Source organism: Paenibacillus mobilis (assembly GCF_058267595.1).
This window is the reverse complement of record NZ_JBZCMS010000003.1, coordinates 308,456-321,431: the sequence shown is the minus strand read 5'-3', so window position 1 is coordinate 321,431 and position 12,976 is coordinate 308,456. Positions and strand designations below refer to the sequence as shown.

The 12,976-nt window shown below is 53.0% G+C and carries 11 protein-coding genes; 1 reads left to right on the top strand and 10 read right to left on the bottom strand.

The window, feature by feature from the left end; genetic code table 11:
* Nucleotides 1-114: 114 nt before the first annotated feature.
* Complete coding sequence (locus AC3ZPD_RS07735) at nucleotides 115-750, top strand: LuxR C-terminal-related transcriptional regulator (protein ID WP_490983702.1); 636 nt, start codon at nucleotides 115-117, stop codon at nucleotides 748-750.
* 99 nt (nucleotides 751-849) lie between these two features.
* Here the strand turns inward: AC3ZPD_RS07735 and lepB are convergent, their stop codons facing one another.
* The 10 genes from lepB to AC3ZPD_RS07685 form a co-directional block, all read right to left on the bottom strand.
* A complete protein-coding gene (gene lepB, locus AC3ZPD_RS07730; RefSeq protein ID WP_490983701.1) occupies nucleotides 850-1,425 on the bottom strand; it encodes a signal peptidase I in 576 nt (191 codons plus the stop codon).
* 5 nt (nucleotides 1,426-1,430) lie between these two features.
* Nucleotides 1,431-2,372, bottom strand: a complete 942-nt coding sequence (locus AC3ZPD_RS07725) for a hypothetical protein (protein WP_490983700.1) — start codon at nucleotides 2,370-2,372, stop codon at nucleotides 1,431-1,433.
* Between the two features lie 105 nt (nucleotides 2,373-2,477).
* Complete coding sequence (locus AC3ZPD_RS07720; protein ID WP_490983699.1) at nucleotides 2,478-3,245, bottom strand: hypothetical protein; 768 nt, start codon at nucleotides 3,243-3,245, stop codon at nucleotides 2,478-2,480.
* A gap of 36 nt (nucleotides 3,246-3,281) precedes the next feature.
* Nucleotides 3,282-3,770: a hypothetical protein gene (locus AC3ZPD_RS07715; RefSeq protein WP_490983698.1), complete on the bottom strand. Its 489-nt coding sequence runs from the start codon at nucleotides 3,768-3,770 to the stop codon at nucleotides 3,282-3,284.
* Nucleotides 3,771-4,165: 395 nt separating this feature from the next.
* Nucleotides 4,166-5,023, bottom strand: coding sequence for a diguanylate cyclase domain-containing protein (locus tag AC3ZPD_RS07710; protein ID WP_490983697.1), 858 nt, complete (start codon nucleotides 5,021-5,023; stop codon nucleotides 4,166-4,168).
* The gene (locus tag AC3ZPD_RS07705) at nucleotides 5,023-7,146 is read right to left on the bottom strand and encodes a cellulose biosynthesis cyclic di-GMP-binding regulatory protein BcsB (protein ID WP_490983696.1); all 2,124 of its coding nucleotides are present in this window, start codon (nucleotides 7,144-7,146) and stop codon (nucleotides 5,023-5,025) included. The genes AC3ZPD_RS07710 and AC3ZPD_RS07705 overlap by 1 nt, the downstream gene beginning before the upstream one ends.
* A 65-nt stretch (nucleotides 7,147-7,211) precedes the next feature.
* A complete protein-coding gene (locus AC3ZPD_RS07700) occupies nucleotides 7,212-8,462 on the bottom strand; it encodes a glycosyltransferase family 2 protein (protein WP_490983695.1) in 1,251 nt (416 codons plus the stop codon).
* Between the two features lie 31 nt (nucleotides 8,463-8,493).
* Nucleotides 8,494-10,149 (bottom strand): hypothetical protein, encoded by a 1,656-nt coding sequence (locus AC3ZPD_RS07695; RefSeq protein ID WP_490983694.1) that lies wholly within the window; start codon nucleotides 10,147-10,149, stop codon nucleotides 8,494-8,496.
* On the bottom strand, nucleotides 10,146-11,693 hold the full coding sequence (wsfD, locus tag AC3ZPD_RS07690; RefSeq protein WP_490983693.1) for a glycan biosynthesis hexose transferase WsfD: 1,548 nt from the start codon (nucleotides 11,691-11,693) through the stop codon (nucleotides 10,146-10,148). The genes AC3ZPD_RS07695 and wsfD overlap by 4 nt, the downstream gene beginning before the upstream one ends.
* A 33-nt stretch (nucleotides 11,694-11,726) precedes the next feature.
* Nucleotides 11,727-12,866: a hypothetical protein gene (locus AC3ZPD_RS07685; RefSeq protein ID WP_490983692.1), complete on the bottom strand. Its 1,140-nt coding sequence runs from the start codon at nucleotides 12,864-12,866 to the stop codon at nucleotides 11,727-11,729.
* Between the last annotated feature and the right edge of the window lie 110 nt (nucleotides 12,867-12,976).

Sequence of the window (12,976 nt, the reverse complement as noted above, 5' to 3'; positions counted from 1 at the left end):
TGAAGCAAATTTGTAGGACAGGTATACTTTATATAGTTCTTTTTACATAGGACCAGTGTTCATGCCGGATGATTCCAACAGACTTTGTAAGAGGAAAGGAGTTTCACCCCTATCATGCCCATACAGGTTATTGTCGTCGATCCTTATCAGCTTGTCAGAAGAGGCATCACCTCGATTTTGGGCGGGGAACCCGACATTGAAGTATGCGGGGAAGCCGCTGACCGGAAAGAAGCGCTGGAGCTGATCGTAAAACGGAAACCTCAAGTCTGTATCATGAATAACCGGATTAATCAGCAAAATGGTCTGGATGTCATCGAGAAGCTAAAGCATGAGGGTGCAGGCTGCCGCTTCATCTATTTGACCTCAAGCATGAAACCTTCGGAGCTGCAGCAGGCGATTATGCTTGGAATAGAAGGCATTATTCCCAAGGAGGCTTTGCCCGAAGAGCTGCTGTTTGCCGTCGGCATGGTCGGACGGGGACGCAAATACTATGATTATGATCTGCTGGAGTCCAAGCTGCTGGAAGGCTTTCAGAAAAACGACAGCCACCTGACGCCCAAGGAAACCGAGGTGCTGCAAATGCTCAGCGAAGGGTTATCCAACAAGGAAATCGCCTCGCGTCTTTTTATTACGGATTATACCGTCAAAAAACACGTGAGCCAGATTCTGTCCAAGCTCGATTTGCCCGACCGGACCAAAGCGGCTTTATATTATCACAACAGGGGGATGCGGGAGAACGTTCACGTATAGCGGGAAAAACAGGGATCTGCCAGCCCTCATAAAAATCAAAAAAGGCCAGTCGGCTTGCCGATCTGACCTTTTTTTGTGTTCCTCTACGCAATGGCAGCATTATTTAAGCGGTTTGGCAATGGCCGACCAGGGCAGCAGCTTCATCAGCGCGTAACCCTTGATCTCTTTTTTCTCCACAAGCCCCAGCTCGCTGCTTCTGCTGTCGAGGCTTTCCCCCGGAGTCCGGTTATCCCCCATGACGAACACTTCGTTTTTCCCGACAAGCACTTCGGACATATCATCGGGTACCCCTGCTGTGTACAGCTCCGGAAGGGCTTGGCCGTTTTTGTAAACCACCCCGTCTTTAATAAGGATCCGGTCTCCTTCCACGCCGATCACCCGTTTGATCAGTTCATAGGATAACTTGTGGCTCTTGACGATCACAACATCTCCATAATGAGGGGAGCCTACATAAACGGACAGTTTGTTGATAAGCAAAATGTTATTGCTGTTTAAAGTGGGCTGCATGGAATGGCCGGAAACCCGGCTTAGGCCTACTACATGCGTGATGAGAAAATAAAGGACGGCCAGATAAATCACAAATCTGATCCAGCCCCAAACCTCCGATTTCTTTTTTGTCCGGGCCTGCTCCGGTCCCGTTATGGCTCCGGCAATGCCGGCGGTTGCCTTTTCCATGTAAATCACCCTTCTTGTCGGTTAATAAAAGTTGGCTCCGGACCAGGGGATTGAGGCAGGCTCACCTGATCCGAAGGAGCTGGCGCCGGCTCTGGCGTTGCCTCCGTTGCCGGCGTCGGCGTCGGTTCCGGTTCAGAAGAGGCAGAGGAATCAGCCTGATCAGAGGACTCCGGTGACGGAGCCGCTTCCGGTTCCGTGGATGGGGAAGGTTCGGCTTGGTCCGACGGCACTGGCGTTGGTGCTGGCGTTGGTGCTGGCTCCGCCTCCGGATCCCCGGTTGGGGGTGGAGAAGCCGATGGGCCATCCGGGTCTGATGGGGCGGGAGTTGGCAAGGATCCCGGATCTGGAGAAGCCGAAGGGGCGGGCTGATCGGACGGCGACGGCGCGGCAACTCCTCCTTGAGGATCCTCCGAAGCCTCCGGAGCCTGGGACGGCTGCGGATTTTCCGTAGGCAGCGGTGCGGCCGGCGGGTCATAACTCAGCTGCGGCGGAACATAACTAGCGTCCAGCTGATGGATAGCGTCGATGGCGCTGTCCATGATGGCTTGTAATTTAGCCGCCATTTGCGCTTTATCTTCTTTGCCGGAGTAGTCCCTGCTGTTAATCAGCTGGTCCACATAAGCTCTGATTTGCGCAATACGCTGCTGCTTCTGTTCCTCGGTATAGCTTTTGAGCTCTGCCGCCTGGGCCTCCAGTTTTGCCCGTAATTCTTCCTTCAAACGCTCCTGCTGCTGCTCCGTTTCGGAATGAATAGCTGAATCCAGGTCCGAAATCGCGCTGCCTGCCGTCTGATTCGCCCAAGACTCCATTTTGCCTTTAAGATCGATGTCGGCAAAAGACAAACTCGTGGTTGCGGCGACCAAAGCGCTTAGAGAAACAATTCCGATCAAAACCCGCTGTTTCGTTTTTTGGCGATTGGAAAGGACGGTTTTTCGCGCTTTTCTCATCCCCATGGCCTCCTTTAAATTAAAATAGCCTTATAGTCCATTTTTTTCAGGAAACACCGGGGCCTCCTTCCCTAGGAAGGAAAACCCCGGTTTGTACCCGTCAAATTATTTGATGGAATTTGCGATATCGTCCAGTGCGGACAAAGCTTCCTGCTGTACTTTGTCACCTTCAGCGTCAACAGCCGCCTTGTTTGTGTCTACCAGCTGTTTGGCATAATCGTTAAGCGTAGTTTTCAGAGCGGCGATTTGATCCTCGATATGCTGGCGGATCGCTGCATCGGCCGTTTTGGCCTGCTCGCTGACAAGCTGTTGAATTTCGGCTTTCGTTTCATTGATTTTATTCGTCAATTCTGTAGCTGCAGCCGTTTTGGTTTGGTTCAGCTGGCCGTTGATTTCTTGTACGCTTTTGCTGCCTTGAGCGTCAACTGCGCCTTTTAAATCTCTTTTAGCATAACCTTCGGCTTGGTTTTTAAGATTGTCCACTGTACCGTTCACAGTGTTAGTGAACTTAGTGAAGTCGCCCGCCACGTCGATGCTGTTTTCAGCGTTTGTGATTTGGGAGATATAAGCGTCTTTTTGGCCGTTAATTGCGGCAGTTGCTGTCTGGCTTTTGGAAGTGGCTTCATCTTTAACAGCTTGAGTGGAGCCGCCTTTCAAAGTGTTATATTCCGAAGTATATTGACCGATTTTCTTTGCGTAATCGCTTGTAACTTTGGCTTGAACCTGAGCAGAAGTGCTGGTGAACAAGCTGGAATACCAGTTTTTGAATTGAGCCCCTGCATCGACACCGGCAAATACGGTGCTCATGCCCGCTACCAAACTAACGCCAACTACGCCTGCTGCGATTTTGCTCTTCAAGGATTTCAATACCATTTTGTCATCTTCTCCTCTTCAATGTTTAATAGTTTTTTAGGGCTGCTTAAGGGAGGATCCGGTCGTTTCCGGCTGCTCCAGAAGGCTGTCCAAGACACCGCCGATTTCGAGCTCCAGCTGCTCGTCCATTTGCCCCGTCACCTGATCGGTGTAACCGGCAAATTTCCGGCTGATGGCTCCATCCCCGCCGAGCAGTTCATCCCCGGCGGCATCGACTTGCTCGATGTAAGCCTCCTTGCGCTGATCTAACTTACCGTTAAACCGATCCAGCCACTGACTCTGATATTCACGAAGCTCAGAACGCCCGGCCGATTGCTGTGCCGCGCTGACTTCCCGCGTCGTCTGATCAAGCTTGACTTCGCTCTTCAACAACTTTTGCTCCAGGATCCGAACAGCTTGGGTATAGCTCTTCTCGTACCAGGTTTGCAGCGGATCACCCGCGAGTGGGGCTGCGTAAGCGATTCCGGTTGTCAGTGCAGCCGTCAGCATGAATGCCACGCCTGCAGTCTGCAGCTTAGTCAACATCAGTCCGTCAGTCTCCTCTCTTGTCCGTTTTGTTTGGGACAACCCTTGCTTGTAAACCAAGTATAGCCGGAAGGCTCAGGGAAAGACTTCACCATTCCGGTTACTTTGTATGGGCCGGCCAGGAACCAAATTGGTTTACACCGGGGCGTTAACAGAGGAGCTACTTTGGCGTAGGTTTCTTTTTCCAGGCAGTAGGAGCCCTTCTTTCAACGGACCAGGCCGGCCAATCCCAAAGTACCATCTCCTGATAGGGCCCCCGCCTCTCCCAAAGCACAAAAAAACAAGCGCCGACGGGCCTGTCAGCGCTTGTTTGGAAGTTCTACTCCCTTAAATCCGGGAACGGCATCCAGGGTTGAGTGAACCCTGGCAGGGGCAGATGAAGAGGAAATCTATTATTACACGTCGTATTCCAGCTGTTGCTTGGCTCTTGCGATAAATTCAAGCGGAGAATCGATCGTGCCCGGTGCATATTCCGTCGCCCCGATCTTAAGGCTCAGCTCCACCTTGTATTTGCCGGCGAACTGCCGCTCATTGAATTCGCGCAGCCGCTGCTTGATGCGCTCTACCACGATTTGCGTGCCTTCCAGATTCGTGAACAGCAGCAGCCCCCAGGTCACGTCCTCTTTGTCCAGCAAATACAGGGTATCGTTGGTTCGGATGCTGGACTGGCTGATCTGCGAAACGTCGTAGACCGCTTCCGTAAGCTGCTCTTCAGGAATAAACCGCCGGATTTCGTTCCAGTATTTCACTTTAATGACCAGCAGGGACAGAGGAATCTGATAACGGGTGGACAACCCCGCGAATACGGCCACATCCTTGTTAAAAGAAAGCGAGTTCTTCAAATCGGTGGTCTCATCGACGGTCACCAGCCGTTCCTGCTGCCGTTTCAGCATCTCATTCTCCGTCTGGAGATCCCGCACGGAGGAAGTAAACAGCCACACCACGATCGTCATCAAAGGGGCCATAATGATCCAGAAATACGTACCGAGTCCAATCGTCTGTGAAAGCGTAACGGTCCGGATCGTAATATAGATGCCGTAGGCGAAAATGAAAACCACGTTCAGCACCAGGCCGGCCGTCACGTTCGTGAAGTAGGTTACGAGAGCCAGGAAAAAACATAAGTTCAGCATAATCAAATCATCTAAATATTGACTCGGGTCGCCTGCCGTAAAAATCAGGCAAATGTTGCACAGCACGATGAACGCAAGAAACGCAAGGTCGGATACGAGACTAGGGTTGCGAGTGTTCCGCATTATCTGCCACCTCTTCTCTTCGACCGGGCATGCTGCCGGGTATGATGATCGGCTTTCTTCTGCCGGCGGTTATGCTTGCGGATTAGCAGGATCAGCGACACAACGACCAGGCACGCCACAAGGACAACCGCAGCCATAAAGCCGAGCACATCGCTGCGCTGCAACACATTCCCGACCAGCGACTCGTCCGAGCCGCCCGTATCCTTCTTAAAACGGTAAGCGTGAACATTGCCGTCTTTGTCGGTAATCACGCCGTCGCCAAACAGCTTGTATTTGCTTGCTTCATTCGAAGCCAGCCTGGAAGCCAGCTCGTAGTAACCCGAAGCGGCCCCCGTCACAACCATCATGCCGTTTGCGTCATTCATCGGCGAAGGGACGAGCTGGATCACGCCGATCCGTTTGCCGTAGCTTTCGTCGATGCTGATCTTTTCATTGGACACGATGCCGGTACCGCTGCTGTTATATTGGAAATACAAGTTTTTATTGAAAGCTTGAATGAGTTTATTGTCCTGATAAGTGCCGATGACGATCATATTGCTGTCCTTTAGCTCGTTTTTGCCTGCAGTATCGTTATAGAAAGCGATTTGCCCCGAATTACCTTCGGCATACCGGCCAAGCAGGCTGAACAGATTGCCGATCGTGCCGTAGGTTGCCTCATCCACCTTCTCGGGCAGCACGACTGCCACATGGTTGAAGCTGCCGTCCCGCAAGAACGGATAAGGATAGTTGTTAAACAGCAGCTCCGTCCGGTCCTTGCTGTTTAGCTGCAAAACAGAATCCTTAGAAATCAAAGCCCAAGGCATTTGATTCTGGTCAGCGATGCAGTCGGCGCCCGCTAGCTCCAGGTCAAAAGCGACGGTAACGGAAAAATTGCCCGTGACCTCGATGTTGGATGGAATCGGAAACACGGCTTTATCGCCGCCGGCCAGCTCCTTGGACAGCTTTTTGCTGCCGATGGGCATGCCGTTCACGAGCACCGTCATCAAGGAGCGGCTAAAATCCAGGTTCTCCGCATAACGGTAACTAATGCTGATCTTGCCCGAGCCGGCAATTGCACGGTTGGCAGGCAGCGGAATAAAATAGGTCTGCTCCTGATGGCGCGGCCCGGTAAGCTTATCGCCCGCATCGGTCAGCGTCACGTTCCGGTTGATGTTGACGACAGGGGTGTCTACGTCCGTATGGGCATCCACAGCTTTGGTATCGCTGTCCAGCTGACTCATTAGCGGCAGGTTGGCCACCATGCGGCCTGCTTTCACCAGCAACTCGTCATTGGCGGACGTTACGACCAGCGTAGGCTGATGATCCGGACGAATCAGCTTGATCACCGCAGAATCGGACAAACTACCGCTGCCGATCTCCGCTTTCACATCGGCAGGCAGATGGTCGTAGGAAGAAACCAGCAGCACCAGAAACTTTCCTTGCAGCTTGTCTGCCGCATAGGGAATAAGCGGCAAAGCCTCGTTGTCCAGCGCGCTGGCCCCCGCATACCCGGAAAGCGCATAGGAGGCGGCCTCCAGCTCAGCCGTGCTCGCGCCCTCTGGAACAGCTACGGCACTTCGGCCCCCGCCGGCATTGTCGATGGCGGTAAACCTTTTATTGAACTCCCGGATTTCCGGGGTCATGGCCTTGTTGGTGTGGGAAACGGCAACGCTGGAGGTGCCGTATACATTCAGCCACTGATCGGGCGAAGTATCGGACGTACAGAGGTCATTGAGCGTTTCCTCCCGCAGATATCCCGTTACTTCCAGCAGATTGGAATCTTCCTTCAGCAGGTTGGACGGAACCTGCACGCTGAGCTGCTGCTCGCCTTCTCCAGCCGAAGGACGAAAGGAGTAGAACGACGTGCCGTTCACCGACAACGTGATGCTGGATCTCTGATTTTCGAGAATCTGCGATACCCGGTAGGCCAGCTTTACAGTAGTTTGAGAGACGTTCCAATAATCCGGAATTTGAAAATAAACTTGCTTCGATACCTTCTCCCCCGAAAGCGAAACGTCCGTGCCGAAGCTGGTGACGTAGGTCAGCTCGCCGGCGGAGGAAGCCGCTGAAGCGGCCTGTCCAAGCGGCAGGCCCAAGATCAGGACCAGCAGGCTGAGTAGCAGGGCGGACAGCTTTTTACTCATGAATATTTGCTCCTAATCTCTTGAATTTCTTGAATTTCTTGAATTTTTTGAATTTCTCGACAAGATTAAAACCGCTCCGTTTTATACCATTTCACTTCTCTTTTAAAGATCAGATCCTTGAAATAGTTATACAAGCCATAAGCCGCAACAAGCATCCAAAGCTGGCAGTACGTCACGTACATAAGCACGATGACCCAAACGTTTGAGAAGGACATCTCCCCTTTTTCCGTAGTCAGGGTTACAAAGGTGCCCACCACAAACAAGATGATGGCCAGCAGCCACAGGAAGGTGCTAAGCCCGGCCAGAGTCGTATGCACGTAACCGACCGTATTGAGGATCAGCAGAATGTCCGAGGTCAGCAGCGAAGTGACGAGCAGGAAATAAATCGACAGAAAATATAAAATATCAAACCGGATGATCCGCGCCGAACGCTTGAAGATCAGCGGCAAATTTTTGACGATCACGTAAATGTTGCCTTTCGCCCACCGGGTCCTCTGCTTGAACCAAACCTTCAGCGACTGGGGCTCCTGCTCCCAGGTGACCGCCTTGGGCTGAAACTTGATCCGGTAGCCCATCATGTAAATGCGGAAGCTGATTTCGGTGTCTTCTGCAATCGCTTTAACGTCCCAGCCCCCGATGCTTTCCACGATGTGGCGGCGCATGATAAAATTCGTGCCCGGAATCGTGCACAGCTTGAACAGCTGCCATCTGCCGGCTTGGGCCATCCATTGGAAAGACAACGTTTCGACGTTGATGAAGCGGGTCAGCAGGTTGACGTCGCGATTTCGGGTCCGGAATTTGCCGATGACCGCGCCCAGGGAGCCGTCATTGACAATTTCGGCCACCAAATAACGCAGCGCCGTTTTCTCCGGCGTATTGTCCGCGTCATAAATGGCGATCAATTCTCCTTTACTCCGGGCAAAACCGATATTCAGGGCGTTGGATTTGCCTTTGCCGCCCGTGATCTTGTCGGTATTGATGACGAGCAGATTGCGGCTCGCGTGCTTCTGCTGAATGCCGGCCAGCAGCTCGGCGCTGTTGTCAGACGAGTTGTCGTTGATGACAATGATTTCATAGCGGTCATGGGGATAATCGAGCGCCAGCAGCGACTCTACCGTTTTGCCGATCACCCGTCCTTCATTGTGCGCGGGCACCATGATGGAGACGAAAGGAAACTCGCCTTCCAGGGGCGGAATGTCCTCCCGTTCCGTTTTCATATAATAGAAATAACCCGAAATAATGAGCATGACGTTGACCAGCAGCAAAGACCAGATGCAAATCACGGCTATGAGCATTAAATAATTGGACAATTCCATCGTACAGTCTCCTTTTTCGGCTATAAAAAGCTCATTTCATAAATTTCCGTCTGTACAAGCGGCGTCCGATCAGGAGCAAACCGCCGAAGAAAATCAGGGAGAAAGCGATAATCACCATAAAAAAGGTGTTCTGTACCTGGAACAGCTTCCGGAAACTCGTCTCCGTCTGCTTCACGTATTGATAGTCCTGGCTGACCGTGCTGCCGTTGTAATTCAGGTTCAGCGTTTCTCCGTTCAGGAGGACCGAGCCGTTTCGCGACTGAACCGTGCTGCTCTGCGTCTTCACTTCGTGATCGATTCCTTTATAGTCGGCAAAAGTGATCCAAGAGGCCTTCAGCTCTGCCAGCATAGCTTTCAGGCCGTCCGCATTGTCCGGAAAATCATAGGTCACCGCCGTATTCACCGGCAGCTCCTCCACCGGGCGGTCTCCAAAGCTCTGCTGCATATCCGTCATCGTTACGCTGAACAACGACGAACCGAAAGGCCGGTACGTATTCAGCGGCTCCTTATAGACCGGCTTCACATCAGGAAACAACGCCGACGAATCGAAAAAGATCAACCCTTTGCCGGTGTACTCCGCGTCATGGGTCCAATACTGCTCGGCCCCGACGCCAAGCGGGGCTATACCCGCCTTGACCAGTACATCGATAAACCCTTCCATATCGTTTTTCAGTTCGTCTTGCTGGGCCTGTACGCCGTCCATCACCACGGGCACATTCACGAGAACGCTCCCGCCCCGGGCCTGCATATATTTGATTGTCTCCAGATAACGCTGCATCGCCGGGTATTCCGTGTGGCTGAACACCGGGCGGATACTCACGATATAAGGAAGCCCGGTCTCGTACAGCTGATCGGCCATGTCCTTCAAAAGATTTAAATCCGAGAAGGGAGAAATTTCCTTAATCAGCAGATAAGCGTGCGCCAGCGTCTCCTGCTGGAACCACCGCTTCAGCACGCCGGCCATAACCAGCTCGTTCCCGCTGTCCGCCGTAAAGTAAGGGGCATAGGTGACGCGGCCCGACCGGACGCTGTAAGGAAAAGTCCCCTGCACGCTATCCAGCTCCAGCTTCCCGTAAGGCTCCCCTTTACTTCTTGTTATATAAGTCAGCTCTTGGACGTTGAATAAAGCGTTTAACCCGCCGTCCGCCGTCAGGCGGACCGGTTCTCTCCGGATCACGCCGGTATGAACCTGAAGCCGGTTTTGCAGGAAATCGGGCAGCTGCCCTCCGACCTGCAGATAATCGCCGGCATAGGCGTGCAGATCCTTGATATAATCAGCGTTTGCGAGTGAAGGCGCTATCTCGCCTGCCCCCTGCTCGACGCCCGACTCCAGATTCAGCACCGTAATCACCTTGTCATATCGCTGGAGCATCCCGGCCTCGTAATCGTCCAAGCTGACCGCCTTGATGCCCGCTCCAAAGGCTGCGGCAAGACGCTCCAACGCGGCGATACTGCCCTCCTGCGCCGTTCCGGCTCCGAGGCTGTCGTAGAGAAGCAGGACGGAGACGGACGAGACTGAGTGATCGAAGGCGGAAGACTCTGCGTCTGGAGCTGCGCCGCCGGCTTGTCCTCCGCTCTGGGCGGTCTGCTCCGGCGTCTGTCCTTCCGCCGGAGCAGCTACCGCCTGCGCGTTCCCCGGCGAAACGAGCAGAACCAGCAGAATGAACAGAAACAGCAGCCCCCTCATACCGCCACCTCTCGCCCGGCGTCTGCCGCAGGCAGTTCCACTTTCTCCTCCTTGACCTCAGACTCCCGATGGCTCATCAGGCTTTGGCCGATCAGGTCGGAAACCAGCAGCAGCAGGATCAGATCAAAGGTTAAAGTAAACAGGAATTCGTGTTTCGCCAAATCGGCATCGCCCGCGCCTATAATCGACACGAAGATGCCGGACAACCCGATCAGCAGCATAGCTGCGACGAGGATCAGCTTCTGGAAATGCCGGAAGTTCCGCTCCTTCACCGCCTTGACGAAAGACGATACATACAGTCCGATCACTGCCACGCCCCACAGAAAAATAAAGCCGAATGTCTTCGGCATGCACCGCTCCTTCAGGTAGCTGTACAGCGAGAAGAAATGCGTATGCGTGCCCGCCGCGATTCCCGTCGACTTCTCGAAGTTGCCCATGGCGTCAGGGCGGATCGTAAACGCCCCTTTGGCGGCGACATCCAGGATAGCGCCCAATCGCCCCGGGTGCAGCACATAATATTTCAAAATCGATACAAAACCGTATTTGCTGTAAAAATCCTGCTCCAGCTTCGGCGAGTTCACGTCAATGGTCGAATAAGGATCATAATAAATGCTGTCCTTGAGCAGGGCATACTGCTCATCGATGCCGAAGGACTGCAGTGTCTGCTCGGGATCAACCGACTGCATCAGCACCCCCCGGGTCATCGCATGATAAGCGTTAATATTAACGAACTCCTTCGAAATCAGGGTGTAGGTAAGCACACCCGCCGCCATGAACAGCGCCAGCGAGCAGCCCGTCAGGATGCGAAACACCTTGCTTTTGCGCAGAAATAGCAGCGAAAGGCCCATCACGGCCACCAGGATGCCGACCGGGGCGTTCTGCTGCTTGGAAGTCGTAAGCAGGACGGCGCTGATCACGAAAATGGCGAGCAGCACGTAATCGTTAAATCTTTTCCGGTACATCAGCAGCCACGAAGCAAACAGAAATACCGTCATAATGAGAACAATGGATTCGCTGTAAAAAGAATTAAAATACGCGGTATATCCCGTATCCCCGAAAATAAACAGCGCGATCAGGGCGATGACGTATCCCCGTTTGCGCGGCACCCCCCAGGTCAAAGCCTCGATCAGCAGATAAACCGCCGCGGCGTACAAAGCCGTAAAGATAACAGCCTGAAAACGCAGGTCAAACACCGTGCTGCTGAAGAACAGCTTGTTGAGGGCCAAAGCCAGCTTAATAAACAGCGATTGGGACGAATTGATCGTAGCCCCGTTTTCATTGAAATACTGAAGAATGCCGTACTGCCTCACAAAATAGTGGAAATACTGGCTGTCGTAATCCGGAGCGTTAAAATAAATGCCATTGCTGTAGGCCACCCGGAAAAAGTCCCCGTTATCGGCCATTCCGATATAAGGAGGGACGAACAAGGCCAAGACCGTAATCAACAGGACCCCCGCAGCTCCGAATGCGGCAGGCGATACCAAATGGATCAGCCGCAGACCTCCCCGCCGGATTCCGTTCAGCACGGAACGTCCGCTCATCATAATGCGTTTCCCCTTTACCGGTTAATAAAATAATTAATATTGATAGGCGATCAGCGCCATCAAATTGTCGAAGGAATAAGCCTGACCGGAAGCCGGGTCGGCAAACGCGCCGGAAAGCCCACCCTGTCCATCCGGGATTTGAAAAGCATTCATCCGGCTGATGCTGGCTTCGTACAGCTCTCTGTCTCCGATCGTCGAGCCGATCATGGCCGCAAGCGCATAGATAGCCGTGGATTGAATGTCTGTCGCCTGCTGGCCTTTGAAGGTGTATTTGCCGTAAAGCTGCCCGGCTTTCACCTTCTCTTTAATGAAGCTGATGCTGGCCGGCTTCTCCAGGCCGACTTCGGACAACGACAGGATGGTCAGCAGCGATTCAACCGTATTTACGCTCTCCGTGAGATAGGCCTTTTTTTGGTAATCGTAGCGGGTATGGTAAAATGGAAAATTGTCCGAAATGTACCCTCCGTCCGCCAGACCCGCCATTTGATCCTGCAGCTTTTGTTTATCGGGCACGTCCGGCATCAACGCCAGCGTTTTGAGGTCTATATAACACAGCGTAATAAAGCTGTTCCTTTTCCCGGCCATTTGGTCGTAAAAATCGTACATATAATCGTCCTGGACGTTATATTTCAAAAACCGGCGGCTGTAATCGTCCGCCAGACGGGTATAATCTTCGCGGCCAAAAGACTCGCCGGCTTCATACAGGCTGCGGATCAGGCGCAAATCGTCCACCGCGGCGTTCAGTTCGTAGCGCTTGCCTGTTTTGGGACTGTACCGGTAGCTGAAACCCGTATCCAGGTCGAAGGTTTTCAAAGCCGTCTGCCAGTCTGCGGCATAACGGTCCGGCTGCCCTGACAATACGTCGTATCTCAGCAGCAGGGCTGCCGACTCACTGAGCACCTCGTGCCCCGTGGCCGATTCGGCGTCCTGGTCCGTTTCTATCAAATTCGTATATATTCCATAAGGACCTTCGAGTTTGTTGTAAATGAAGGCAGCGAGCGCCTCCTCCTGCCGTTTCAAGCTGCCGTCTTTCCCATAATGATGGGCTGGCAGCACGGAAAGGCCAGCAGGCTCGATGCTGCTGGGTACTGGAGACTGAAGGGGAGTGGCTGCTGGGCTGGAACGCTGGCAGGACACCAAAGTAAAAACGGAAAGCAGAAGCGTCGCCATCATCGCTAACCTTTTCAGCTGCGTTCACCCTTTCTTCATGTATTAAAAATCGGAGTCCGACAAGGCGTCGAAGACATAAAAATATTGTCGAATAATATTCCCATTATACTTGA